At 69.3% G+C, this 24,086-nt stretch carries 21 protein-coding genes and 1 pseudogene; 11 read left to right on the forward strand and 11 right to left on the reverse strand.

All coding sequences use genetic code 11. The annotated features are described in order from the left end of the window. Together ACFHYO_RS15070 and ACFHYO_RS15075 are read left to right on the forward strand one after the other, a co-directional pair. Positions 1-842, forward strand: an 842-nt coding sequence (locus tag ACFHYO_RS15070; protein WP_394321467.1) for an efflux RND transporter periplasmic adaptor subunit, incomplete at its 5' end; no start/stop codon positions are given. Continuing rightward, positions 839-3,901, forward strand: coding sequence for an efflux RND transporter permease subunit (locus tag ACFHYO_RS15075; protein WP_394321469.1), 3,063 nt, complete (start codon positions 839-841; stop codon positions 3,899-3,901). The genes ACFHYO_RS15070 and ACFHYO_RS15075, both read left to right, overlap by 4 nt. Positions 3,902-4,002: 101 nt before the next feature. On the opposite strand, the gene ACFHYO_RS15080 is transcribed toward ACFHYO_RS15075, so the two are convergent. The 5 genes from ACFHYO_RS15080 to ACFHYO_RS15100 form a co-directional block, all read right to left on the reverse strand. Beyond that, entirely contained in the window at positions 4,003-5,388 is a 1,386-nt protein-coding gene (locus tag ACFHYO_RS15080) for a pyruvate dehydrogenase complex dihydrolipoamide acetyltransferase (RefSeq protein WP_394321471.1), read from the reverse strand. A 12-nt stretch (positions 5,389-5,400) separates the two neighbouring features. Beyond that, a complete protein-coding gene (locus ACFHYO_RS15085) occupies positions 5,401-6,843 on the reverse strand; it encodes a pyruvate dehydrogenase complex E1 component subunit beta (protein ID WP_394321473.1) in 1,443 nt (480 codons plus the stop codon). An 11-nt stretch (positions 6,844-6,854) separates the two neighbouring features. Beyond that, the gene (pdhA, locus tag ACFHYO_RS15090) at positions 6,855-7,919 is read right to left on the reverse strand and encodes a pyruvate dehydrogenase (acetyl-transferring) E1 component subunit alpha (protein ID WP_244961004.1); all 1,065 of its coding nucleotides are present in this window, start codon (positions 7,917-7,919) and stop codon (positions 6,855-6,857) included. Positions 7,920-8,058: 139 nt separating this feature from the next. Beyond that, positions 8,059-8,400, reverse strand: a complete 342-nt coding sequence (locus ACFHYO_RS15095) for an FtsB family cell division protein (RefSeq protein ID WP_394321475.1) — start codon at positions 8,398-8,400, stop codon at positions 8,059-8,061. A 29-nt stretch (positions 8,401-8,429) separates the two neighbouring features. Then, positions 8,430-9,728, reverse strand: a complete 1,299-nt coding sequence (locus ACFHYO_RS15100; RefSeq protein WP_394321477.1) for an acetylornithine deacetylase/succinyl-diaminopimelate desuccinylase family protein — start codon at positions 9,726-9,728, stop codon at positions 8,430-8,432. A 123-nt stretch (positions 9,729-9,851) separates the two neighbouring features. Between ACFHYO_RS15100 and ACFHYO_RS15105 the strand changes: the two genes are divergently transcribed. Genes ACFHYO_RS15105 through ACFHYO_RS15135 form a run of 7 tightly spaced genes read left to right on the forward strand, consistent with a single transcriptional unit; the run spans position 9,852 to position 17,046 of the window. Further along, positions 9,852-10,931: a hypothetical protein gene (locus ACFHYO_RS15105; protein ID WP_036706496.1), complete on the forward strand. Its 1,080-nt coding sequence runs from the start codon at positions 9,852-9,854 to the stop codon at positions 10,929-10,931. Beyond that, positions 10,932-12,065 carry a hypothetical protein gene (locus ACFHYO_RS15110; RefSeq protein ID WP_394321479.1) on the forward strand — a complete coding sequence of 378 codons (1,134 nt, stop codon included), beginning with the start codon at positions 10,932-10,934 and terminating at the stop codon, positions 12,063-12,065. Then, positions 12,065-13,993 carry an AAA family ATPase gene (locus ACFHYO_RS15115; protein ID WP_394321481.1) on the forward strand — a complete coding sequence of 643 codons (1,929 nt, stop codon included), beginning with the start codon at positions 12,065-12,067 and terminating at the stop codon, positions 13,991-13,993. The genes ACFHYO_RS15110 and ACFHYO_RS15115 overlap by 1 nt, the downstream gene beginning before the upstream one ends. Further along, positions 13,986-14,660: a toll/interleukin-1 receptor domain-containing protein gene (locus ACFHYO_RS15120; protein ID WP_394321483.1), complete on the forward strand. Its 675-nt coding sequence runs from the start codon at positions 13,986-13,988 to the stop codon at positions 14,658-14,660. Before ACFHYO_RS15115 ends, ACFHYO_RS15120 begins: the two co-directional genes overlap by 8 nt. Then, complete coding sequence (locus ACFHYO_RS15125; protein WP_394321485.1) at positions 14,657-16,063, forward strand: DUF6638 family protein; 1,407 nt, start codon at positions 14,657-14,659, stop codon at positions 16,061-16,063. Before ACFHYO_RS15120 ends, ACFHYO_RS15125 begins: the two co-directional genes overlap by 4 nt. Next, a complete protein-coding gene (locus ACFHYO_RS15130; protein ID WP_231565609.1) occupies positions 16,063-16,344 on the forward strand; it encodes a hypothetical protein in 282 nt (93 codons plus the stop codon). Before ACFHYO_RS15125 ends, ACFHYO_RS15130 begins: the two co-directional genes overlap by 1 nt. 12 nt (positions 16,345-16,356) lie before the next feature. After that, the gene (locus tag ACFHYO_RS15135; protein ID WP_394321487.1) at positions 16,357-17,046 is read left to right on the forward strand and encodes a DUF1523 family protein; all 690 of its coding nucleotides are present in this window, start codon (positions 16,357-16,359) and stop codon (positions 17,044-17,046) included. Here the strand turns inward: ACFHYO_RS15135 and ACFHYO_RS15140 are convergent. From ACFHYO_RS15140 to ACFHYO_RS15155, 4 genes and pseudogenes are all read right to left on the reverse strand, one after another. Next, positions 17,043-17,566: pseudogene (locus tag ACFHYO_RS15140) on the reverse strand (sugar O-acetyltransferase). The gene ACFHYO_RS15135 and the pseudogene ACFHYO_RS15140 overlap by 4 nt on opposite strands. Positions 17,567-17,598: 32 nt before the next feature. Then, on the reverse strand, positions 17,599-17,976 hold the full coding sequence (locus ACFHYO_RS15145) for an SUF system Fe-S cluster assembly protein (RefSeq protein ID WP_231555372.1): 378 nt from the start codon (positions 17,974-17,976) through the stop codon (positions 17,599-17,601). Positions 17,977-18,064: 88 nt separating this feature from the next. After that, positions 18,065-18,817, reverse strand: coding sequence for a MipA/OmpV family protein (locus tag ACFHYO_RS15150; protein ID WP_036703985.1), 753 nt, complete (start codon positions 18,815-18,817; stop codon positions 18,065-18,067). Between the two features lie 115 nt (positions 18,818-18,932). Next, the gene (locus ACFHYO_RS15155) at positions 18,933-20,780 is read right to left on the reverse strand and encodes an ABC-F family ATP-binding cassette domain-containing protein (protein WP_394321489.1); all 1,848 of its coding nucleotides are present in this window, start codon (positions 20,778-20,780) and stop codon (positions 18,933-18,935) included. A 233-nt stretch (positions 20,781-21,013) separates the two neighbouring features. Between ACFHYO_RS15155 and ACFHYO_RS15160 the strand changes: the two genes are divergently transcribed. Beyond that, a complete protein-coding gene (locus tag ACFHYO_RS15160; RefSeq protein ID WP_036700160.1) occupies positions 21,014-21,220 on the forward strand; it encodes a cold-shock protein in 207 nt (68 codons plus the stop codon). Between the two features lie 115 nt (positions 21,221-21,335). On the opposite strand, the gene ACFHYO_RS15165 is transcribed toward ACFHYO_RS15160, so the two are convergent. Together ACFHYO_RS15165 and ACFHYO_RS15170 are read right to left on the reverse strand one after the other, a co-directional pair. Further along, on the reverse strand, positions 21,336-22,643 hold the full coding sequence (locus tag ACFHYO_RS15165; protein WP_394321491.1) for a glycerophosphodiester phosphodiesterase family protein: 1,308 nt from the start codon (positions 22,641-22,643) through the stop codon (positions 21,336-21,338). A gap of 156 nt (positions 22,644-22,799) precedes the next feature. Next, positions 22,800-23,318 (reverse strand): HdeD family acid-resistance protein, encoded by a 519-nt coding sequence (locus ACFHYO_RS15170; protein WP_036706484.1) that lies wholly within the window; start codon positions 23,316-23,318, stop codon positions 22,800-22,802. 231 nt (positions 23,319-23,549) lie between these two features. Between ACFHYO_RS15170 and ndk the strand changes: the two genes are divergently transcribed. Beyond that, positions 23,550-23,972: a nucleoside-diphosphate kinase gene (ndk, locus tag ACFHYO_RS15175; RefSeq protein WP_036700154.1), complete on the forward strand. Its 423-nt coding sequence runs from the start codon at positions 23,550-23,552 to the stop codon at positions 23,970-23,972. The last annotated feature ends 114 nt before the right edge of the window (positions 23,973-24,086 follow it).

Raw genomic sequence — 24,086 nt, forward strand, 5'->3', positions numbered from 1 at the left:
CGACATGGCTACGATCCGACTTGGCGGCGGCGGCCTCGGCCCGCGACGGGCTGGCGGTGGCCGAGGCGAGCCGCGCGCAGGCGCAGGCGGCGCTGGACCTCGCGCAGCTGAACCTCGACCGGACGCGGATCGTGGCCCCGGTGGACGGGCGGGTGACGGCGCGGGCCGCGCAGCTGGGTGGCATCGCCAGCCCGGCGGGCGAGCCGATGTTCACGCTGATCGCCGATGGCAGCGTCGAGTTCGAGGGCGAGGTCATCGAGGCCGCGCTGCCCGAGCTGAAGATCGGGCAGGAGACGCAGTTGAACGTGGCGGGCGTCGGCCCGGTCGGTGGCGAGGTGCGGCAGCTGCCCGCCGCCGTCGATCCGGTCACGCGCCTTGGCCTCGTCCGGGTGGCGCTGCCCGACGACGACCGGCTGCTGACCGGGCTCTTTGCCAGCGGCGACATCGTGACGCTGCGCCGCCGCTCGCTGACCGTGCCCGCGACGGCGGTCCTGTCGGACGACCGCGGCGACCGGGTGCAGGTGGTCGCGGGCGGCGTGGTCGAATCCCGCCCCGTGAAGGCCGGGCTCTTGTGGCAGGGGCGGCGCGAGGTGCTCGAGGGGCTCTCTGAGGGCGAGACGGTGATCGCGCGGGCCGGGGCGTTCTTCGCCACCGGCGACGCGGTGTCGCTGGTCGAGATGCCGGCCGAGGCGGCGCCCGCCACGCCCGCAGCCCCCGCACCCCCAGCCCCCGCGCCGGCCGACCCCGCGGCCCCGGCACCCGCACCGGCCGCCGCGGCGCAGGCGGTCACCCCGGCGGTCGCCGCGGGCACGCCCCCGGCGTCGGGCGAGGCGCGGCCATGAACCTCTCGACCTGGTCCATCCGCCATCCGGTCCCGCCGATCGCGATCTTCCTCGTCCTCATCATCGTCGGCATCTACAGCTTCCTGCACCTGCCGGTCACGGCAATGCCGAACATCGACCTGCCGATCATCTCGGTCAGCGTCGGCCAGCCCGGCGCCGCGCCGTCCGAGCTGACGAGCCAGGTCGTGAAGCCGATCGAGGACGCCATCGCCAACGTCACCGGCGTGCGGCACATGACCTCGAATGCCGGCGATTCGGCGGCCAGCGTGACCGTCGAGTTCACGCTCGAGACCGACAGCGACCGGGCGCTGAACGACATCAAGGACGCGGTGGCGAGCGTCCGCTCGGACCTGCCCGAGGGGATCACCGAGCCGCTGGTGCGGCGGCTCGACGTGACCGGGATGCCGATCCTGACCTATGCGGTCAGCGACCCGACCCGCTCGATCGAGGAGCTGTCGAAGTTCGTCGAGGACGTGATCGGCCGCCAGCTCTCGACCGTGGACGGGGTGGGGCAGGTCAGCCGCATCGGCGGCGCCGACCGGCAGATCGAGGTGGCGCTGGACCCCGACCGGCTGCTGGCGCTGGGCCTGACCGCCGCCGGCGTCAGCCAGGAGCTGCGGGCCAAGAACATCAACATGGGCGGCGGCCGCGGCGACCTTGCCGGGACGGAATACTCGATCCGCACGCTGGGCTCGGCCGACACGGTGGCGCAGCTGTCGGCAACGCCGATCTCGCTCGGGGCGGGCGGGCGGACGGTGCGGCTGGACCAGCTCGGCACGGTGATCGACGGGCCGAGCGAAGAGCGCAGCTTTGCGCTGCTCGACGGGCGGCCGGTCGTGGCCTTCGGGGTCTATCGCGCGACCGGCAAGTCCGACCTCGTGGCCGGTGACGGCGCCAAGGCGCGGCTGGCCGAGATCGGCGCCCAGCATCCGAACCTGCGGATCACGCTGATCGACGACGCCACCACCTACACCTCGCAGTCCTATCACAACGCGATGGAGACGCTGTACGAGGGCGCCGCGCTCGCCGTGATCGTCGTCATGCTGTTCCTGCGCAACTGGCGGGCGACGCTGATCGCCGCGATCTCGCTGCCGCTGTCGGTGATCCCCACGTTCTTCGTCATGGACATGCTGGGGTTCACGCTGAACGGCATCAGCCTGCTGGGGATCACGCTGGTGACGGGCATCCTCGTCGACGATGCCATCGTCGAGATCGAGAACGTGGTCCGCCACATCCACATGGGCGTCGACCCCTACCAGGCCGCCGAGGATGCCGCGACCGAGATCGGCACCACGGTCATCGCCATCTCGATGTCGATCGTCGCGGTGTTCGCGCCGGTCAGCTTCATGGGCGGGATCGCCGGGCAGTATTTCAAGCAGTTCGGCCTGACTGTGGCGGTGGCGGTGCTGTTCTCGCTGCTGGTGGCGCGGATCATCACGCCGATGCTCGCCGCCTATTTCATGCGCGGAGCGGGCGGTGCGCACGAGCCCGAGGACGGGCGGGTGATGCGCGGCCTGATGGGCACGCTGCGCTGGACCATGCGGCACCGCTTCCTCACCCTGCTGATGGGCTTCGGGGTGTTCGCTGGCTCGATCTACTCGGCCACGCTGCTGCCGACCGAGTTCATCGCCGCGGGCGACGTGGGCCGCAGCCAGGTTCAGGTCGAGCTGCCCCCCGGCGCCACCATCGACGCGAACGAGGCGATCTCGCGCAGCCTCTCGGCGCGGGTGGCCGAGATCCCCGAGGTGCAGTCGGTCTTCGTCATGGGCGGCACCGACTCGGTCACCAAGTCGCGGCTGATGATCAACTACGGCCGCAAGGAGGACCGCGACCGCAGCCAGTTCGAGATCGAGGCGCAGCTCAAGGACGAGCTGGCCGGCACCCCGGACGTGCGGCTGAACTTCCAGAACGAGCAGGGCGGCAACGACCTGACCATCAGCGTGCTGGGCGACACCGAGGACGGCGCGGCCGAGGCCGCCAACCTGCTGGTGGCCGAGATGCGCAAGATGGCGTCGCTGGAAAGCGTCACCTCGTCGGCGAACCTGCAGCGCCCGGAAATCCAGATCGCGCCCAAGACCGAGCTGGCGGCGCAGCTCGGCGTCTCGGCCAGCGCGATGGCGCAGACGCTGCTGGTGGCGACGCTGGGCGATAGCGAGGCGAACCTTGCCAAGTTCAACGCCGGCGACGAGCAGATCCCGATCCTCGTGCGGCTGAACGCCGAGGCGAGGAATGACCTGATGGAGCTGCGGAACCTGCGCGTGCCCTCGCAGGCGGGGCAGGTGCCGCTGGCGGCGGTGGCGGACGTCAGCTTCTCGGCCGGGGCGACGGAGATCTCGCGCTATGACCGGCGCTACCGCACGACGGTGGATGCGAACCTGGTCGACGGGGCGATCCTCGGGCCGGTGGCGGCCGAGGTGAAGGCGCTGCAGGGGAAGATCGCCCTGCCGCCGGGGACCGAGTTCCAGACCGCGGGCGACGCCGAGATCATGGGCGAGGTGTTCTCGGCCTTCGCGGCGGCGATGGGGTCGGGGATCCTGCTCGTCTATGTCGTGCTGGTGCTGCTCTTCCACAATTTCGTCACCCCCATCGCGATCCTGCTGTCCCTGCCGCTGGCCATCGGCGGGGCGATGTTCGCGCTGTACCTGACCGGCTACGCGATCGGGATGCCGGTGGTGATCGGCTTCCTGATGCTGATGGGGATCGTGACCAAGAACGCCATCATGCTGGTCGAGTTCGCGCTGGCGGCGATGGACGCGGGCGCGGCCAAGCGCGACGCGATCCTGGACGCGGTTCACAAGCGGGCGCGGCCGATCGTGATGACGACCATCGCCATGGCGGCGGGGATGGTGCCCTCGGCCATCTCGACCGCCGAGGGGTCCGAGTTCCGGGCCCCGATGGCGATTGCGGTGATCGGCGGGCTGCTGCTCTCGACGCTGCTGTCGCTGCTCTTCGTGCCGTCGCTGTTCTCGCTGCTGCACGGCGGGCAGGGGCGGCTCGGGCGGTTCGCGCAGCGGATGGTGGGGTTGAACCGGGCGCCGAAGGGCGAGGCAGCCGAGTAGGGGCTTCGCCCCTCGCGCCTGCGGCGCTCACCCCAGGATATTTGGGCAAGGAAGAAGGGCTGCCGGTGCGGGCAGCCCTTCGGGTTTGCAGTGGGGGATGGTCAGGCGAGCATCCCGACCGGGTTCTCGAGATGGGTCACGATGGCCTCGAGCAGCTGCGCGCCGAGCGCGCCGTCGATGACGCGGTGATCGACCGAGAGGGTCATCGACATAATGTTGCGGATGACCACCTGCCCGTCCTCGACCACCGGGGTCGGGATGCCGGCGCCGACCGCGAGGATCGCGCCATGCGGCGGGTTGATGACCGCGTCGAAGTTCTCGATCCCGAACATCCCGAGGTTCGAGATGGCGAAGCTGCCGCCCTGATACTCGTGCGGGGCGAGCTTCCTGGTCTTGGCGCGGGCGGCGAGGTCCTTCATCTCGGTCGAGAGGGCTGAGAGCGTCTTCTTGTCGGCGTCCTTGAGGACCGGGGTGAAGAGCCCGCCCTCGACCGCGACGGCCACCGCCACGTCCGAGGGCTTGAGCTTGATGATCCGGTCGCCCGCCCAGACGGCGTTGGCGTCCGGCACCTGCTGGAGGGCCAGCGCGCAGGCCTTGATGATGAAGTCGTTGACCGACAGCTTCACCTTGCGCGCCTCGAGCTGGGTGTTGAGCGTGCCGCGGAATTCCATCAGCGCGTCGAGCTTGGCGGACCGCCGCAGGTAGAAATGCGGGATGGTCTGCTTGGCCTCGGACAGGCGCGCGGCGATGGTGCGGCGCATCCCGTCGAGCGCGACCTCTTCGGTCTCGCGGCCTTCGAGCATCTTGGCGACGGTGGCGTAGGACATCCCCTGCGGAGCGGCCGCGGGGGCGGCCTGCGGGGTGGCGGCGGGTTTCGGGGCCTCGGTGGCGGGTTGGCCGGCGGCGGCTTGGCCCGCGGCGGCCGGCTGGGCGGCCGGTTGGGCCGCGCCGGGCTTGGCCCCTTCGACGTCGGCCTTGACGATCCGGCCCTTGGGGCCCGAACCGGTCAGCCCGGCAAGGTCGATCCCCTTTTCGGCCGCGATCCGGCGGGCGAGGGGCGAGGCGAAGATGCGCTCGCCCTTGCCGCGGGCCGGGGCCTCGGCGGGCTTCGCCGCGCCGGCGTCGCTTTTGGCGGGTTCGGCCTTCGTCTCAGGCTTGGCCTCGGTCGTGGCCTCGTCCTTCGGCGCCTCCGCCTTGGCGGCCGCGGGCTTCGACGGTGCGGCCTCGGCGGCGCTGGCGTCCTCGCCCTCGTCCAGCAAGAGCGCGATGGGGGTGTTGACTTTCACCCCTTGCGTGCCCTCGGCCACCATCAGCTTGCCGATGGTGCCCTCGTCCACGGCCTCGAACTCCATCGTGGCCTTGTCGGTCTCGATCTCGGCGAGGATGTCGCCGGACTTGACCGTGTCGCCCTCTTTCACCAGCCATTTGGCGAGCGTGCCTTCCTCCATCGTCGGGGACAGCGCGGGCATCAGGATCTCGGTGGCCATGTCGCGCGCTCCTTACCGGTAGGTGACTTTGCGCACCGCCTCGACCACCTCGGCGGCGGTCACGAGGGCGAGGCGTTCGAGGTTCGCGGCGTAGGGCATCGGCACGTCCTTGCCGGTGCAGTTGATCACCGGCGCGTCGAGCCAGTCGAAGGCGTTCTCCATCAGCCAGGCCGACAGGTGGTTGCCGATCGAGCCAACCGGGAAGCCCTCTTCGACCGTCACGCAGCGGTTGGTCTTCTGCACCGACTTGAGGACCGTGGGGTAGTCGAGCGGGCGCAGCGTCCGCAGGTCGATCACCTCCGCCTCGATCCCGTCCTGAGCGAGCGTCTCGGCGGCCTCGAGCGCGTGGGCCATGCCGATGCCGAAGCTGACGATGGTCACGTCGCGGCCCTTGCGGGCGATGCGGGCCTTGCCGAAGGGGATCGTGAAGTCGTCCATCACCGGCACGTCGAAGCTGCGGCCGTAGAGGATCTCGTTCTCGAGGAAGATCACCGGGTTCGGGTCGCGGATCGCGGTCTTGAGCAGCCCCTTGGCGTCCGAGGCCGAGTAGGGCTGGACGACCTTGAGGCCGGGGATGGCCGCATACCAGGCGGCGAAGTCCTGGCTGTGCTGGGCCGCGACGCGGGCGGCGGCGCCGTTCGGGCCGCGGAACACCATCGGCGCGCCCATCTGGCCGCCGGACATGTAGAGCGTCTTGGCGGCCGAGTTGATGATGTGGTCGATCGCCTGCATGGCGAAGTTGAAGGTCATGAACTCGACGATCGGGCGCAGCCCGCCGAAGGCGGCGCCGACGCCGATGCCGGCGAAGCCCATCTCGCTGATCGGGGTGTCCACGATCCGGCGCGGGCCGAACCGCTCGAGCAGGCCCTGGCTGATCTTGTAGGCGCCCTGGTACTCGCCGACCTCCTCGCCCATCAGGAACACGGTCTCGTCGCGTTCCATCTCTTCGGCCATGGCCTCGCGCAGCGCCTCGCGCACGGTCATCTGGCGGACCTCGGTGCCCTCGGGCCAGTCGGGCTCGGCGTCGGGTTCGGGGGTGTCCACCGCCTCGACGGCGGATTTCGCGGCGGCGGGGGCGGTGTCGGGGGCTTCGCCCGCCTCGTCGCGGCTGTTCTCGCCCTCGCCCGCGCGGGCGGGCGGCTCGGCGTCGGAGGCCTTGGCGGGGGCGTTGTCAGACGTGCCGCCGGACGCCGCGGCGGTGCTGGCGTCCTCGCCCTCGTCCAGCAGCAGCGCGATGGGGGTGTTGACCTTCACCCCTTGGGTGCCCTCGGCCACCATCAGCTTGCCGATGGTGCCCTCATCCACGGCCTCGAACTCCATCGTGGCCTTGTCGGTCTCGATCTCGGCGAGGATGTCGCCGGATTTCACCGTGTCGCCCTCTTTCACCAGCCACTTGGCAAGCGTCCCCTCCTCCATGGTCGGGGACAGTGCGGGCATCAGGATCTCGGTTGCCATGTCTCTCCCCCTCACACGTCGGCGTCGGCGTAGATGTCGGTCCAGAGCTCGGCCTCGGCCGGCTCGGGCGACTCCTTGGCGAATTCGGCCGAGTCGTTCACGATGTCCTTGATTTCCTTGTCGATCGCCTTGAGGTCGTCCTCAGTCGCGTGCTTGCCCTGCAAGAGCAGCTGGCGGACGTGCTCGATGGCGTCGCGCTCGTCGCGCATCTTCTGCACCTCTTCGCGGGTGCGGTATTTCGCCGGGTCCGACATCGAGTGGCCGCGGTAGCGGTAGGTCATGACCTCGAGGATATAGGGCCCCTTGCCGGCCCGGCAGTGCGCCACGGCCTTTTCGCCCGCCGCCTTGACGGCCAGCACGTCCATCCCGTCCACCTGCTCGCCGGGGATGCCGAACGCCTCGCCGCGGCCATAGAGCGTGGTGGACTTGGTGGACCGCTTCATGCTGGTCCCCATGGCGTACTGGTTGTTCTCGATCACGAAGACGACCGGCAGGTCCCACAGCTCGGCCATGTTGTAGGTCTCGTAGACCTGCCCCTGGTTCGAGGCGCCGTCGCCGAAATAGACGAAGGTGACGTTGTCGTTGCCCTTGTACTTGTCCGAGAAGGCGAGGCCCGCGCCCAGCGGCACCTGGGCGCCGACGATCCCGTGGCCGCCGTAGAAATGCTTCTCTTTCGAGAACATGTGCATCGAGCCGCCCTTGCCCTTCGAGTAGCCCCCCTCGCGGCCCGTCAGCTCGGCCATGACCCCCCGCGCGCTCATGCCCGCGGCGAGCATGTGGCCGTGGTCGCGGTATGAGGTGATGCGCTTGTCGCCCTCTTTCGCCGCCGCCTCGAGGCCGACGACCACCGCTTCCTGTCCGATGTAGAGGTGGCAGAAGCCGCCGATGTGGCCCATGCCGTAAAGCTGGCCGGCCTTTTCCTCGAACCGGCGGATCAGCAGCATCTCGCGGTAGTACTTGAGCAGATCGTCGCGCGAGACGTTGGCCGGGGCGTCGGTCCGCGCTTCGGCGGGGGCCTTGTCGCTGTCCGGGGCGGGGGTGTCGGCGGCGGGGGTCGGATGCGGTTTTCGGGCCATGCGTTTCCTCCGGGGAACTGGAAAGGACCGTGCGGGCAAGGTGGTTCAACGTTGAACCATTCCTGACGCGGGCCCGTGGCAGGTGCAAGGTGTTTTGTGACGCGGGGTCAGGTGCCGGGTCCGAACGGGCCCCGCGTGCCTAGCGGACGATCAGCTCGTCGGCCCGGACCAGCCCCAGCACGTCGCGGGCGCGCTCGTCCAGCAGGTCGAGGTCGAGGTAGTCGTCCGAGAGCCGGCGGGTCAGGTTGCGCATCTCGGCCACCTGCGCGGTCAGTCGGTCGCGCTCGGCCACGAGGTCGGCGGTCTCGGCTTCGAGCTGCACCCGGCGCAGGATGCCGGACGGCCCCTGCACCGCGGCGAAGGCGAAGTAGAGCCCGAGCAGCAGCGCGAGCAGGAAGAAAACCACCGACCCGACCGGCAGCCCGGCGCGCGCGGCAGGGCGCGCGGCGGAGGGGGGCAGGTTCTGCGTCGTTCGGGCCATCGGGGCGCCTCGGGGTGGTTACGCCGCGATCATGCCACGGGCGCGGGGGAATGGGAATCCGTCCCCAGCAGGTCCGCAAGCACCAGCGCCATCACCCGGGCGCTGTCCATCATGTCGCCGACCCCGATCCACTCGTCGGGCTGATGGGCGAGGTCGAGCACGCCCGGCCCGTAGGCGATGCAGTTCCTGAGCTTGCCGATCCGGTCGATATGCTTCTGGTCGTAGGTGCCGGGGCTGACGACGTAGCCCGCCTCGATGCCCAGCACCCGCTCGATCGCCGCGGCGGTGGTGCGGACCACGGGCGCGTCCTTGTCGGTCATTGACGGGATCACCTCGAAGAGGTCGCGGATCTCGTAGTAGAAGCTCGGCCGCTCGGCCCTGACCTTCTCCAGCAGGCGGCGGACCTCGGCCTTCACCTCGGCCAGTTGTTCCTCGATCAGGAAGCGGCGGTCGATGACGATGCGGCAGCGGTCGGGGACGCAGGGCGCAGGCAGGCCGGTGTAGCCGTCCTCGGGCTCGCGCGCGCCGCCGTGGATCGAGTTGATGTTCAGCGTCGAGGACCGCGCCCCCTCGGGGATCACCGGCATCGCCGTGTGCTTGCCGGCGAGAAGGGGGTAGAGCGTGCGCTCCATCTCGTCGATCACCGCGCCCATGTGGCGCACCGCGCAGTCGCCGAGAAACGGCATCGAGCCGTGGGCGATGCGGCCGCGGGTCTCGATCTCGGCCCACCAGACGCCGCGGTGGCCAAGGCAGATGCGGTCCTTGTGCAGCGGCTCGGGGATGATGACGTGCTGGACGTCGGCGAAATGCCCGTGCTCGGCCAGATAGGCGACCCCGCCGTAGCCGCCCGATTCCTCATCCGCGGTGGCGCTGATCTGGATGCGCCCGGCGTGGTCGGGGTTGAGCGCCACGTAGGCCTCGGCGGCGATGATGCTGGCGGCGAGGCCGCCCTTCATGTCGCAGGCGCCGCGGCCGTAGATGCGGTCCTCGTCTTCGACGAACTCGGCGCCGAAGGGGTCGCGGGTCCAGCCGTGTCCGACCTCGACCACGTCGTGGTGGCTGTTGAAATGCACCGTGTCGCCGGGCCGCCCCGCGTCGTGGGTGCAGACCACGTTCCAGCGCGGATAGGACTCGCTGTCGCCGGGCGAGCCGTGGGCGCGGATCATCTCGCACCGCCAGCCCTGGGGGTCCATCCGCGCGGCAATCGCCTCGCAGATGTCGCGGTAGTGGCGCCCCGGCGGGTTCAGCGTGGGGATGCGGATGAGCTGTTGCGTCAGCGCGATCAGCGCGTCGCGGCGGGCGGCGATGGCGTGGTGCAGCGGGTCCATGCGCCGACCCTAGGCGCGGGGCGGGGCGCGCGCAATGACCGCGCCGGTCCCCGGAACCACCCTTGCCATGCGCGTGTTTTCCGCGCGTTACTTGCGCCGCCCCAGTGAACGGAGTCTTCCCGCATGGCCAGCCTCGACCAGCAGATCATCGACAGCCAGCGCGAGGTGGCTGCCACGCAATCGAAGATCACCGAGATCGGCACCACGCTGGATCGGATGGCGCGCACGGACGCTGCGGTGAACGCCCCCTCGCTCGACATCGCCAATGCGACGCTGGCCGACGTGCACAAGCACACCGAGGCGATGAACGCCAACATCGCCGAGCTGATCATGGGGCTGGACGACGTGACCGCCGGGTTTTCCAAGGATTTCGAGCAGATGCGCTCGAAGACCGGGTGGGAAAGCTTCGTCGGCATCTTCGCCCGCGGCAAGTCCGAGTCGATGCGGCAGGAGCGGCTGCGCCACGCCTCGATCGACGACAAGCTGCAGGACCTGATCTCCAAGTCCGACGTGATCACCCGGCTGCTGCAGGACCAGCTGGCGCTGCTCAAGGACCAGCAGGTCAAGGTCGAGGGCAACCTGACCCAGACGCTCGCCGACCGCGAGGCGGCGGTGGCGGAACTCGAAAGCCTGCGCGAGCGGATCAAGGCGATGGACCCCCGCCTGATCGAGCTCGAGAACAAGGTGGCGAGCACGGTCGATCCGAGCGACCGGACCAAGCTGGAAACCGAGCTCGCGAACGCCAACAAGGACCACAACGAGCTGGTGCAGGCCGAGCAGGTGGCGCTCGCCCGCAGCCAGACGCTCGAACGCTATATCGAGTCCGGCAAGACCTGGGTGGACAGCCTGCAGAACCAGGCCGCGACCCAGATGGTGCTGATCAACAAGCTGCAGACCGACACCAAGCAGCGGGTGGTCCTCTATGATGCGCTGACCAAGTCGCTCAAGACCGCCCAGCAGCAGGACATCGCCCACCGCATCAACGAGATCGGCGTGCGGACGGATCAGGAAGCCGCGACGGCGATGGCCGGCATCGGGGCGGCGACGAACGAGAAGATGGCCGACATGCTGGAAGCCCACGGCGAGCACATGGTGTTCGCCCGCAAGGTGCTTGAGGAGAAGGCCAAGGCCGACGAGCGCTTCGCCCGCCGCTTCGCCCAGATCGTCGAGAAGCACGACAAGAACCTGTATTCGGGCTCGTAAGTGAGCAATCCCGCCGCCGGCCTCTCTGCCGACCACCGCGAGATCGCGGATGACCTGATCGCGCGCGGCTATTTCCTGCAATTGCGGCGGGTGGCGGCGGCGCTGCCCCCCTCGCTGGCCGAGATGGTGCGCGACCGGGTGTTCGGGCCGACCGACACGCAGGTGATCCAGGGCTACCTTCGGGCGCTGCTCGCGACCGTCGATGCGCTGTCGATGAAGTATCTCGTCGCCTCGCGCGTCGAGGGGCCGCTGTCGCGGCGGCTGGTGATCGACATCCACGACTCGGGCTTTCCGGTCTGGCAAGAGGTCGCCCAGACCGCCGCCGATGCCGCGCAGGCGGGCGAGCAGCTTGCCCGCACCCCCACCGCCGAGGCGATCAAGGACGACATGATCCGCGAGATCGTCTCGGACCTGCGCCACCCGACCAAGCTGCAATATGCGCTGTCGCAGCGGATGTATTACGAGGCGCTGGCGGCGGGGGGCCTCTTCTGGCCGCAGATGCACCCGATGGCGCTGGGGCTGGGGCAGGAGGGCCACCGGCGGCGGTGGCTGATCCACTGGGGCGTCTATGACAGCCGCCAGAACCTGCCGGTGGTCTATCTCATGGACTGCGACGACACCGGCCGCCGGCCGCTGCCCGACGACGCCAAGCGCTGGCCCGAGGCGCAGGCGCATCTGCTCGCCCAGTCGGTCGGCGCCTTGCAGCTTCTGACCATCGCGCAGGGGTTCGACGCGGATTTCGACACGCTGCACCCGTGGCGGCTACGCCGCGTGACGCTCGGGCCGATCCACTCGCGCGAGTTCACCGTGCAGAAGGGGCCGATCAAGTCGGTGCTTGAGGATGCCCATGCGAGCGCCGGCGAGGACTGGGCGCTGGCGATGGCGGTCGAGGATCTGCAATCCGCCCGCGTCGAGATGCAGAACGCGGGGTTGTTCAGCGTCGTGGAAAAGCAGGTCTACAGGATCGACACGGCCGAGACGCATGGCATGGGGCAGGGGCTGACCGCGGCGCAGCGGCTGCTGGTCATTCCGCAGCGGCCTTATCAGGCGCTGGCGCGGCTCGACCCGCCCGGCTTCAGGGGCATCCGCAAATACGTGCCGATGCCCGACGGGCGGGTGATGGGGGTGAACTGATGGAAACCCGCGACGAGATGGAGCTGCCCGAGGCACGCGTTCGCGCCCACTACCCGCAGGCGCTGGGGCTTCTGACCGGCTTCGACCACGCCCCGCGGCTGGCCACGGCTGCGCCGCTGGCCGAGGCCGAGCGCTCGCCCGGCATCCCGCGGGCGTCGCGCTTCCGGTCCACCACGCCGGGGCTGGCGGGGCTGTCCACGCAGCGCCCCGGCGCGGTGCGGCTGGTCGAGCGGATCGAGCGGGCGGGGGGCGACGACTTGCCCTCGGCGCTGTCAGCGACGGTGCTGCGCGCCCTGCGCCGCGCTCTCGCCATTGCGCTCGCCGTAGGGGACGAGGTGGCGGCGCGCTCGGGCGCGGCCGAGTTGAAGCGCGCCAATCTCGAGAACCGCCTGCCGCCCGAGCAGGCCGGCGCCTTCAAGGAGATGCTGGCCGCCGAGTCGCTCGCGGTCCTGTCGGTGCTGGCGAACGCCACCGGCTTCCTGCTGGCCGAGCACGCGGGCGCCGAGACGCCCGACATCGGCGGCGTGGCCGAGATCCTGACCGACGCCCCCCACCTCGCCCTGCAAGGCGCGCTGTGGGAGCTGGACCAGAAGCTCGCCGCCGCCCCCGACGACAAGGCGGTGGCGGCGATCACGCTGGCCTGGGCCGAGGCGCTCGCCGCCGCCGTCCGCGCCCGCGCCGAGACCGCGCCGCGCACCCAGGCCTTCACCGGCGCCCGCTGGCGGGTGGCGGCCGACGACCTGCCCATCGCGGGCTTCGCGCCCGCCACCCGCGCCCGCGGCAAGCCCGTGCAGATGGCCTTCAAGCGCCCCGAAGAGGTCGTCGGCAACGCCATCGCCAAGCATCAGGCGATGCGGCTCGCCCGGATGCTCGTCGCCTATGACTTCGAGCGGCGGCTCAATCCGTTCGTGGAACTCGGCGGCTTCATCTTCACGTTCCTCGGCGACGGGCGGCCGGGGACCGGCAAGACCACGCTGATCCAGATGATGGCGGGGTTGATCAACGAGTATTGCACCGTCGCGGGCTATCCGTTCCGATATGCCAATCTCGGCATCGACAACGTCGACAGCTATCAGGGCAAGTCGGGGCAGAACGCGCGGGCCTTCATCGACAGCGTGATCGACCCCGCGGTGATCGGCTTCGGCACCATCGACGACATTGACCAGGTGGCGGGGCGCCGCGGCGACCGCCAGTCGTCCTCGGGCCAGCAGGAGATCACGGCGGTGCTGATGGACGCCTTCGCCGGCGCCGGGACCGTGGTGCGCGGCAACGCGACCTTCGGGATGTTTTCCAACCACGCCGAGTCCATCGACGACGCCCTGCGCCAGCGCGCCGGCGCCCGCTTCCTGATCGACGGCCCCAAGACGCGCGAGGATTACATCGACATCTTCGCCCTGCTGCTGGGCAAGCGCCACGACATCCCCGTGGGCGAGCACGACCTGATGAAGGCGCAGGAAATCCGCACCGCGGTGCGCGAGGGCTACGCCGGCCACGACCGCCCGGCCGAGGCCTCGCTGGCCGCGATCTGGGACGAGGTGTCGGCCCGGTTGGGCCCGGTGGACACGCTGGCCGAGATCGGCACCTACCTGCACGCCATCGCCGAGGCCGAGCCGCGCTTCACCGGCCGCGCCGTCAAGAACATCACCGACGCGATCAAGACCCGCGCGATGGATTTCGAGATGCCGGACGAGTGGTTCGCCACACCCGAGCCGTTCCTGCACCAGCCCTATGACCGCAAACTCGAGATGATCGCAGCGCTGCGCCAGCCGATCACCCCCGCGATGGTGGTGCAGGAAATCAACCGCTACGCCGACAGCGAATGGCGCTATGCCGAGACGGCGGACGAAAGCGCCATCGAGGAAACGGTGCGCGGGATGGAGCGGATGGCCAAGGCGAAGAGAAGGTATGAGGGGGGTGAGCATGGCTGACGTGTTTATCAGCTATTCGCACGAAGATAGGTTTTTTGCTGAACTGGTCGAGGTTAAGTTCCTAGGAAAAGAAATATCGGTATGGCGCGACACAAGAAGTTTGGCCGGCGGGGCTAAATGGAAATCGGAGATCGATGCAGGCATCGATAAGTGCAAGGTTCTGGTGTTGGTGCTTTCCCCCTCATCCTCAAACTCTAATTACGTAACCTACGAATGGGCAAGGGCAATTGCCTTCGGAAAGTCGATTATACCTATATATATTTCTGAAACCAAAATGCACCAAAAATTGGAAGAGATACAGTACATAGACTTCCGCCACCACAACGACGAATCTTGGTTGAGATTGGTAGATCAAGTTAAGAGCGTTATATCGGGTTCGGAACAAGTTGTAGGTGGCGTCCCTGGGGGCGATTCAGAAGGGATTGCCATGTCTGATGACGCTCAGAACAGCAAGAAGGCGGCGGATATCGAGTTGGCAAATAAAGTTCGCAATTATCTTAACGAAAAGGGCTACAGGGCTATGAGCTTCGATCGTATCCGTTCCAACATAGACAAAGATGCCACGGACGAAATTTTGGGCCAGATGATTAATGCATCAGCATATTTTAGGCCTGTCAAAGTTAGGCCTGGCCCCGGTGAGCCAAAGAGTGGTTTAATCCTTAAATGAACCTCCTCATCGAACGCGGCCTGATGTTCGGGAACCTGCTGCGGGTCGACTCCCCCGCCTGGGTGGCGCTCTACAACCGGGCGCTGGAAAAGCTGACCGGCAGGACCACCGCGCTGACCGAGTTCCACATCGACCTCACCGGCCTCTCGCCCGAGATCGGGGACGAGCTGGGCGATCTGGACTACCTCAACCCCAAGGGCGGCAACCGGCAGTTCATCCTGCTCACGACCGAGCAGAAGACCGCGCCGATGCTGTCGGCGGACCTCTCGGTCTATCGCGCGATCCTGCGCCGCTTCATCGCCGACAACGAAAGCCAGCTCTTCAGCCTCACCGCACGCGACGCCGTGGTGGGCGAGATCGACGACGAGGTCTGGCAGGTTGCGGCGCCGGCCGACCTGCTCGACATCCGCAAGGTGCGGATCAGCGCCGACACCACCGGCAACCACGTCGCCGAGGCCGACCGCCTGACCGCGATGATCGAGCGGTTCCGCAGCCAGCCCGACGCCTGGTGGGACGACGTGCTGATCGCCGAGATGATCGAGCAGGCGAAGAAATCCGGCGACGTGACCCGCAACCCGGTGCGGCTGGCGCACACCAGCTTCGACGTGCCGGATTTCTGGACCCCGGCCTTCGGCGGCGTCTACGTGATCCGCTCGGGGCGCGAGGCGGGGGTGGTGTTCACCGATCCCGCGCAGCGGGTCGCGCTGCCGGGCGTCCGCAGCATGACGCTCGACGACCGCAACGAGATCGCGGCCTGGCTCGCCCGCGCGGGCCTCGCCGAGCCGATCGCCTCGGCGCCGGGGGCCGATACCGCGGCGGTGCTGCGCCAGAAGATCGACTTCATCCTCGTCGATGCCGCGACGCGGGCGGGGATCGACCCCGGCGACGGCAGCCGGGCAGCGCTGCGGCGCGCGGCGGCGCGGCTCGACCCGGCCGAGATGCCGCCCGAGCTGCGCGGCCTCTCGGCAATCCTGCGCTATGTCGAGGCGGGGGGCGACTGGCCGGTGATCGACTCGGGCAACGCTGCCTATTTCTACGCCCTGCGCGCCACCGCCGGGCCGTGGCGGGATGCGGTGAACCAGCTGCTCGCGGAACTCGCGCCGCATGACGTGCGGGCGCTCTTCATCCTCAACAAGCCGGTGTTCTACCGCCGCTACCAGTCGTGGGATGCGGCCAAGCAGCGCTATGTCGCCGACCAGCTCGCCCGCGAATACCAGATCGACAAGGAGGGGACGCGCGAGGCCCTGTTCGGCCCCGAGCCGGGGATGGGTGAGCCGGGCGCGCCCGACCGGCGGGCCCCGGCGGTGCCTGCAGCCGGCCCGTGGGGCCGTGCGGCAGGCCCCGCGCGCGTGAACCTGACCGAGCGGGCCGCCGCGCCCGGGCCGTGGGGGGGGCTGCGCTGATGGCCATCATCCGGCTTGCCGCCATCCTCATCGCCATCGAGGCGCTGTTCTACGTGCTGATCTCGCTCTACCTGCGCTCGCTGCAGCGCGAGCGGCTCGAGGAGACGTGGGACGAGCGCCACCCCGACCGCGCCGGCGACAGCCCGGAACGCCGGGTCTTCGTGCGGCGTTCGATGGTGGGGTTCGAGCGGACGCTGCGTGCCCGCCTCGTCGCGCTGGTGTTCGTGTTGCCCACCGTGGCGTTGATGGTCATCATCTATTTCGTGAACTACCATCGGTAAGGAGCCCCTCTGGTGCGCAATCTTCAGGTCGCCCTCGGCGTCATCTTCGGGGTACTGGTGTTCCTGTTCCTCGACTATGCGCTGCCCTCGCGCCACACGGTGCGGGTGACGAACGTCTACAACCAGATCACCGACCTGGGCTGGAACGGGATCTTCTATGCCTCGCCCGACACCGGGACGGTGCAGACGGCCGACGGGCGGCGCGACATCCGCTATATCGCCACGGTGCAGCCGAACGGGCGGCCCTATGTCTACCGCAACGAGGACACCGGCTGGATCTGGCCGCCGTATTTCAAGTACGACAGCTCGAACCTGCACGCGATCGCCGCCGACAGCGTCTCGACCGCCGACGCGCCGCGGTGGATGAACGTCACCTCGTATGGCTGGCGGGTGTCGTGGGCCACGATCTACCCGAACGCGATCTCGATGCGGCAGGTGGCGGGGCCGGGCGACCGGCCGCTCAACTGGCCGGCGCTGGTGATCCTGGGGGTGATCGGGGCGCTGCTGCTGCTGCTGTGGCGGATGTGGAACCAGTTCCACGAGCGCAGCATCGAGCCGCGGACCCGCCGCGCGGGCCGGGTGATCGAGCATATCGACGCCCGCGCCGATGCCGCGCAGGACGAGGTGGTGGCGAACACCCGCAAGGCCGCGGGCCGGATGCGGAACTGGGTGGACAGCTGGCGCGGGCCGCGCACCCGCTAAGCCGTCCCGACGGGGCGGGCCGGGTTCCCGACGACCGTCGCGCCCGGCGCCACGTCGCGGGTGACGACGGCGCCCGCGCCAAGGATCGCGCCGTCCCCACCGTCACCCCCGGCAGGACCAGCACCCCGGCGCCGATCCACACGTCGTCGCCGATGCGGATCGGGCGCCCGCTCTCTTCCCCCGTCGCGCGGCGCGCCGCGTCGCGGGGGTGGTCGGCGGTCAGAAGCTGCACCCCCGGCCCGACCTGCACCCGCGCCCCGAGCCGGATCTCGGCCACGTCGAGGAACACGCAGTTGTAGTTGACGAAGCAGCCGGGGCCGAAATGGATGTGCAGCCCATAGTCGACCGCGAAAGGCGCGCGGATCACCGCGCCGTTCCACGTCCCGAGTAGCTCGGACAGGATCGCCGCATCGTCGGGGTCGCCCTCGACCCCGTTTCGCGCGGCGGTCAGACGCTGCGCGCGCTGGCGCAGCGCGACGAGTTCTGGGTCGGCCGCATCATAGGCCTCGCCTGCGAGCATCGCCCGACGGGCGGGGCCGGGCGGGGCAGGGGTCACATGAACCCCAGTTCCAGCCGGGCCTCGTCGGACATCATCTCCATCCCCCAAGGCGGCTGGAAGGTCATCTCGACATCCACCTGCCGCACGCCGGGCAGGGCGTTGACGGCATCCGCGACCCAGCCGGGCATCTCGCCCGCGACCGGGCAGCCGGGCGCGGTCAGCGTCATGATGACCCGCACCGCGTCGGTGTCGTCGATGGTGATCGTGTAGACCAGCCCGAGGTCGAAGATGTTGACCGGGATCTCCGGGTCGTAGACGGACCGGCAGGCCTCGACCACGCTGTCGTAAAGCGGATGGTCGGTCGTCGAGGGCGCGATCAGCGGTGCGCCTTCGATCATCGGTTCGACCTGTTTCTGGGCCTGCTGGGTCATGCGGGACGGCTCCCCTCGAATAGCTGAGGGATTATATAGGGGACCGGCCGGGCCGGGGAAACCCCCGGCCGCTGCATGGCAGGCGCGGTCAGAACCGCAGGTCGAAGCGGTGGACGACGCCCAGCCGCAGCGAGGGCTGGGACTTTTCCTCGATGAAGGGCGCGTCGGCGGCATCGCCCACGAGGCGGGCGTATTCGGCCTCACCCACCAGCGCGAGGCTGTCGGTCAGCGCATAGCGCGCCTCAAGCTTGACGCCGGCGGCATAGATCCCGCCCTGGGGCGAGTATTCCGCATAGCCGCTGCGCTGCGCCTCGTCGGCGGTGACGCCGAACCAGGTCCGCGCGAACTGGTCATTGCCGAACTTGGCCTCGATCCCCGGCCAGAGGGTCAGCCGCTCGCGCGGCGTCATCCGCAACTTGGCCCCGACCGCCCCGGCGATCCCCTCGTGCCCGCCGAAGCCCTTGCGGACGACGACATAGGCGCTGGCCGGCCCTTGCGTATAGCGGAAGCGCAGCCCGGCCTCGACCGTGCCGTCGATGTCGTCAAGGCCGGCGAGCGCGTCCGAATCGTCCGCCTTGCGGCCGCCGCGCCAGTTCAGCGTCGGGCCGACCCGGAACCCGTCCGCGGTCCCCTCGTCCCCCGCCGTCTCGCCCGGCGCGGTCACGTCGAAGTTGCGGAAGATCACCCACGGTCCGGTGCTCATGTCCTTGGCGCCGAGCCAGTCCGGCTCGACCTCGGCGCCAAGGCCGATGTCGGCCGCGACGCCCCACCCCTCCTGCGCGAGGGCGGGCGAGGCCGCGAGCACGGCGAGAGCCGCGAGCGCGGCGAGATGGTTTGGCATGGGCTGTCCCTCGGTCAGGTTTTGGCGCGGAATCTGACGGCTGCCGGGCCGCCTGTCCAGCGATGGTGCGGGGTGGGGCGACGGCATCGGCTCATTCCAGCCGAGCCCGCCCGCCTCAGCCCCGCTCGGCCGCCTCGAGCCGTTCCAGCGCGTCCATCCACAGCGCCTCGGCGCGCGGCAGCGCCTCGGTCGCCTCGGCGTGCTTGCGGCCCCATTTCTCGGCCTCGGCCGGGTCGTCGTAAAGCGCGGGGTCGGCCATCTTCGCCGCGATCCGGTCGAGCATGTCGGTCAGCTTCTCGACCCGCTCTTCGCAGCGCCGCGCCTCGGCGCGCAGTTCCAGCACGGTGTCGCGGCTCGGCCGGCGCGAGGCGGGCTTCGCCGCCTCACGCGGGCGCTCGGGCTCGTCGGCGGTCAGCAGGCTGCGGCGATAGGTTTCCAGATCGTCGGCATAGGGTGTCACCGCCCCGCCCGAGACGAGCCACAGCCGGTCCGCCACCAGCTCCAGCAGGTGCATGTCGTGGCTGACCAGCACCACCGCGCCGGTATAGTCGTTCAGCGCCTCGGTCAGCGCCTCGCGGCTTTCGATGTCGAGGTGGTTGGTCGGCTCGTCGAGGATCAAAAGGTGCGGCGCGTCGATGGTGGCGAGCAGCAGCGACAGCCGCGCCTTCTGCCCGCCCGAAAGCGAGGCCACGCGGGTTTCGGCCTGCGCCTCCATCAGCCCGAAGCCGGCGAGCCGGGCGCGCAGCCGCGCCGGCGCCTCGTCCGGGCGCAGGCTGCGCACGTGGTCGAGCGGGGTTTCGTCCAGATGCAGCTCGTCGACCTGATGCTGGGCGAAATACCCGACCCTGAGCTTGCCGGATCGCACGAGCCGCCCCTCCATCGGCTCGAGCCGCCCGGCCAGCAGCTTGGCGAGCGTCGATTTCCCCTGCCCGTTGCGGCCCAGCAGCGCGATGCGGTCGTCTTGGTCCAGCCGCAGGTTGAGGCGCTTGAGCACCGCGCGGTCGCCGTAGCCGACCGACACGCCGTCGAGCGACAGGATCGGCGGCGAGAGCTGGTCGGGCTGCGGAAAGGTGAAGCGGTGGAACTTCGCCTCTTCGGGCGAGGCGATCGGCTCCATCTTCGCCAGCGCCTTCAGGCGCGACTGCGCCTGCGCGGCCTTGGTCGCCTTGGCGCGGAAACGGTCGACGAAGCTTTGCAGATGGGCGCGCCGGGCCTCCTGCTTCTTGGCCTCGGCGGCCTGCAGCGCCCGGCGCTCGGCGCGGACGCGGGCGAAGCTGTCGTAGCCGCCGGAATACAGCGTGAGCTTGCGATCCTCGAGATGCAGGATCGAGCCCACGGCGCGGTTCAGAAGCCCGCGGTCGTGGCTGATGACGATGACCGTGTGGGGGTATTTCGCCAGATAGCCTTCCAGCCACAGCGCCCCTTCGAGGTCGAGGTAATTGGTCGGCTCGTCGAGCAGCAGCAGGTCGGGCTGCGCGAACAGCACCCCCGCCAGCGCCATCCGCATCCGCCAGCCGCCGGAAAAATCGCCGGTCGGCCGGGCCTGATCCTCGGTCGAGAAGCCGAGCCCCTGCAGGATGGCGGCCGCCCGCCCCTCGGCCGACCAGGCGTCGATGTCGGCGAGCCGGGTCTGGATCTCGGCGATCCGGTGGGGGTCGGTGGCGGTCTCGGCCTCGGCCATCAGCGCGTGACGCTCGGTGTCGGCGGCCAGCACCGTGTCCAGCACGGTGACGTCGGTGGCCGGGCTTTCCTGCGCCACCCCGCCGATGCGGGCGCGGGCGGGCAGGGTGATCGCGCCGCCATCCAGCCCCAATTCGCCCCGGATCAGCCGGAACAGCGTCGTCTTGCCCGCGCCGTTGGGGCCGACGAGGCCGACCTTGTGGCCGTCCGGGATGACCGCGCTCGCCTGCTCGAAGAGCGGCCGGCCGGCGATGGAATAGGAAATGTCGTCGATCCGCAGCATGGCTGCGCCTTGCCGCACGCGCGGGGCCGCGTCAACGGGCCGGGGGGGGGGAGGGCTCGGGGTCGGCGAACGCGACGCCCCTTGTAATCCGGGGCGAACGGGTCCATGTGGGTCGGGCAACGTTACCGACTATCTGCCTTCTGTCTCCGTTACCCGGCTGCAGGCTGCTTTTACGACCTGACTGCGCCGGGCCGCCGCATTCCGCGGGCGGCATCACGACAGGAGATCTCACGATGGCCAACGGCACCGTGAAATGGTTCAACCCCACCAAAGGCTTCGGCTTCATCCAGCCGCAGGACGGCAACCGCGACGTGTTCCTGCACGTCTCGGCGCTCGAGCGCGCGGGTCTCTCGGCCCCGGCCGACGGCCAGAAGGTCACCTATGACCTCGAGCGTGGCCGCGACGGCCGCGAATCGGCGATCAACCTCGCGTTCGTCTGAGCCTGAGCCGCTGCGAGCCTGAGGGCTCGGTGGAACGATCGACGGGCAGCCCTGCGGGGCTGCCCGTTTTCGTTTGAGGTCGGGCAGCCCGGGGGCTGCCCTGTCCCCTATCGGATCACTCGATGCCCATGCAGTTGGCGTAATAGGTCACGGTCGCCGGCCAGTCCGAGAAGATGCCCTTGACGCCCACTTCCTGCGCCAGCGTGTCCACCATCTCGTAGATCGCGCCGTCGTCCGTCGCCACGCTCTTGACGCTGCCGTAGTACCAGCCGCCATTGCCGCGCCCGATCGGGCCCGAGCGCTCGAGCGACCAGGTGATGATGTCCATCCCCGCCGCCTTGATCGCCTTGGCATAGGCCGAGGGCACCATGTCGTGCCCCTCGCCCGGCGCGACCAGCGCGAAGAGCGGCGGGGCCAGCGTGCGGATGCCCTTGTCGGCCAGCGGCTGCGGCGCGTACTCGCCCCAGCTTTCGGGCTTTTCGGGATCGAACCCGTCCACGCGGTCGGGATCGACCAGATAGACGGCAGTCTTGGCGAACTCGGGCTCGGCCTTCAGCCAGTGGTCCATGTGGACCATCTCGAAGGTCTGCAGGTGAACGTCCGCGGGCGGGATGCCGGCGGCCTTGTACTCGTCCACGATGGCCTGGGCGTAATCCTCGTTGGTCCAGCCGTCGAAGGGCATCTCGACGATCGCCTCTTTCAGCTCGGGCGTGAACTTGGCGCCCAGGGCCTTGAAGAGCTGGATCGACTCGGCGTGGGTCATCAGATGCGCGCCGTCCGAATAGAGGTCGGTGCGCCAGCCCGGGTTGCCCTTCATGTAGGCCTCGACCGTGGTGGCGGTCTTGTCGGCGCTGTCCATCTTGGGGGACAGGCTGCGGAACTCGTCCAGCGTCAGCTCGGCGGTGCGGCACTCGGCCTTGGCGTCGGTGCCCTCGGCCGCCGGGGCGAAGGGGGTCACGCATTTGGCCGCCAGCGGGGTGGCCAGGATGTTCGTCGTCGTGTGCAGGTCGTTCTGCGCGTGGCGGCAGACGAGCGTCTTGTCCTTGGTGAAGGTCACGTCGCATTCGAGCACGCCCGCCCCCATCGCCGCCGCGGCGAGGTTCGATTCCACGGTGTGCTCGGGGAACATCATCGGCGCGCCGCGGTGGCCGATCGAGAAGGACGAGACTTTCGGTTCCTGCCCGCGGCAGGCGGCGAGCTTGTCCTTGAGTGCCCCCGCCGGCAGCCGGTCGATGAGGTAGAACGGCCGCGGCCCGTAGGTCAGCGCGTCCCGCTTGGCCGCCGCGAAGTCATACGCGGGGGTGGCGGTCGGGGTCTCGGTCGCCGACGGCGTGGCGGCGGGCGTGGCCGGAGCCGTCTGGGCCAGACCCGCGGCCGGGATCAACGCCGCCAGCGCGGCCGAGCGGAAGAGGGAAGAGATCATCGGTAGTCGCCTCGTCATGTTGGGATGTCCGAGGCACTAACGGTCCCGCATGACGGATCGACGTCATTGCTGTGACGGCTTCCTGACGGTCAGGCCCGAGGCGGAGCCTGAGTTCCGGGGCCGGGCACTGCACGCCTCGGCCCCGACCGGGGCTGGTCAGGCGATGTGGCCCTTGCGGTCCATCGCCAGCACGATCAGCGAAATGCCGTTCGAGATCAGCTCGATGGCGAGGAACAGGCCCAGCACCAGCGCCGCCGACTGCGGCCAGTTGCTGTAGATCATGAAGGCGAGCAGCAGCGACAGCGCCCCCGACATGATCAGCAGAAACCGCACGCCCGGCGTGCGGAAGCTGAACCCCAGCGAGATCCGTACGATCCCCAGCACCACCAGCAGGATGGCGGTGGCCATGGTCAGCGACAGCGTCCCGGCCAGCGGGTCGCCGGCAAGGTTGACGCCCAGCAGCACCATGAGGATGCCCAGCAGGATGGCCGCGATGCGCCCGCCCCAGCCCTGATCCGCGAACGCCGAGGCGATGGTCAGGATGCCCACGACGATGAACGCCCAGGCGGCCAGCAGCGTCGCGGTCAATGTCGCCGCCAGCGGGTTGGCCAGGGCGAAGATGCCGCCGAGCAGCGAAATGATGCCCGCGGCCAGCCAAAGTCCCCAGTTTCTCATGAGGTCACTCCAGTTCCGGTTGTAAACGGTCGGTCCGTCGAGAGTAACGGCCCGTCACCGCTCCGGTTCAACCTGCACCGTAACGTCGCGGCGGCTTTCACCGCGCGGTTGTGGCGGCAAAGGCGCGCCCCGCGGGCGGCGGCGCGTGGCCTCCCCGCGGGGTTTCCATCCCCCGGCGCGCGTGATACCGCGCCGCGCAATCGCAACCCCGACATTTCTCCCGAGGACATCATGGCTGTCGAACGCACCCTCTCGATCATCAAGCCCGACGCGACGCGTCGCAACCTGACCGGCAAGATCAATCAGAAATTCGAGGATGCCGGCCTGCGCATCGTCGCGCAGAAGCGCATCCACCTGTCGCCCGCCCAGGCTGGCAAGTTCTACGAGGTCCACAAGGATCGCCCCTTCTACGGCGAGCTGGTCGAGTTCATGGCCTCCGAGCCGGTTGTGGTGCAGGTGCTCGAGGGCGAGAACGCCATCGCCAAGAACCGCGAAGTGATGGGCGCGACCAACCCGGCCAACGCCGACGCGGGCACCATCCGCAAGGAATACGCGCTCTCGGTCGGCGAGAACTCGGTCCACGGCTCGGACGCCGCCGAGACGGCGAAAGAGGAAATCGCCTTCTTCTTCTCGGGTCTCGAACTGGTCGGCTGATCCCGCCCGACCCGTGAGACGCTGCGGCCGCCCTTTCCCGAGGGCGGCCTTTTTCGTGGCCGAAGCATCCTTGGGGGGAACCCCGCAGGGACGGGGGCGACGCTCCCCTGCGAC

This window comes from Paracoccus panacisoli, from assembly GCF_042435015.1.
Lineage (GTDB): Bacteria > Pseudomonadota > Alphaproteobacteria > Rhodobacterales > Rhodobacteraceae > Paracoccus > Paracoccus panacisoli.

What these genes read in the sequence shown, in the direction of transcription:
- ACFHYO_RS15075 (WP_394321469.1), top strand. Translation starts at nt 839, where the DNA reads ATGAACCTCTCGACCTGGTCCATCCGCCATCCGGTCCCGCCGATCGCG.
- ACFHYO_RS15145 (WP_231555372.1), bottom strand. Translation starts at nt 17,976, where the DNA reads ATGACCCAGCAGGCCCAGAAACAGGTCGAACCGATGATCGAAGGCGCA.
- ACFHYO_RS15165 (WP_394321491.1), bottom strand. Translation starts at nt 22,643, where the DNA reads ATGATCTCTTCCCTCTTCCGCTCGGCCGCGCTGGCGGCGTTGATCCCG.
- ACFHYO_RS15160 (WP_036700160.1), top strand. Translation starts at nt 21,014, where the DNA reads ATGGCCAACGGCACCGTGAAATGGTTCAACCCCACCAAAGGCTTCGGC.
- ACFHYO_RS15085 (WP_394321473.1), bottom strand. Translation starts at nt 6,843, where the DNA reads ATGGCAACCGAGATCCTGATGCCCGCACTGTCCCCGACCATGGAGGAG.
- ACFHYO_RS15150 (WP_036703985.1), bottom strand. Translation starts at nt 18,817, where the DNA reads ATGCCAAACCATCTCGCCGCGCTCGCGGCTCTCGCCGTGCTCGCGGCC.
- ACFHYO_RS15155 (WP_394321489.1), bottom strand. Translation starts at nt 20,780, where the DNA reads ATGCTGCGGATCGACGACATTTCCTATTCCATCGCCGGCCGGCCGCTC.
- ACFHYO_RS15130 (WP_231565609.1), top strand. Translation starts at nt 16,063, where the DNA reads ATGGCCATCATCCGGCTTGCCGCCATCCTCATCGCCATCGAGGCGCTG.
- pdhA (WP_244961004.1), bottom strand. Translation starts at nt 7,919, where the DNA reads ATGGCCCGAAAACCGCATCCGACCCCCGCCGCCGACACCCCCGCCCCG.
- ndk (WP_036700154.1), top strand. Translation starts at nt 23,550, where the DNA reads ATGGCTGTCGAACGCACCCTCTCGATCATCAAGCCCGACGCGACGCGT.
- ACFHYO_RS15080 (WP_394321471.1), bottom strand. Translation starts at nt 5,388, where the DNA reads ATGGCCACCGAGATCCTGATGCCCGCGCTGTCCCCGACGATGGAGGAA.
- ACFHYO_RS15105 (WP_036706496.1), top strand. Translation starts at nt 9,852, where the DNA reads ATGGCCAGCCTCGACCAGCAGATCATCGACAGCCAGCGCGAGGTGGCT.
- ACFHYO_RS15100 (WP_394321477.1), bottom strand. Translation starts at nt 9,728, where the DNA reads ATGGACCCGCTGCACCACGCCATCGCCGCCCGCCGCGACGCGCTGATC.
- ACFHYO_RS15115 (WP_394321481.1), top strand. Translation starts at nt 12,065, where the DNA reads ATGGAAACCCGCGACGAGATGGAGCTGCCCGAGGCACGCGTTCGCGCC.
- ACFHYO_RS15095 (WP_394321475.1), bottom strand. Translation starts at nt 8,400, where the DNA reads ATGGCCCGAACGACGCAGAACCTGCCCCCCTCCGCCGCGCGCCCTGCC.
- ACFHYO_RS15125 (WP_394321485.1), top strand. Translation starts at nt 14,657, where the DNA reads ATGAACCTCCTCATCGAACGCGGCCTGATGTTCGGGAACCTGCTGCGG.
- ACFHYO_RS15120 (WP_394321483.1), top strand. Translation starts at nt 13,986, where the DNA reads ATGGCTGACGTGTTTATCAGCTATTCGCACGAAGATAGGTTTTTTGCT.
- ACFHYO_RS15170 (WP_036706484.1), bottom strand. Translation starts at nt 23,318, where the DNA reads ATGAGAAACTGGGGACTTTGGCTGGCCGCGGGCATCATTTCGCTGCTC.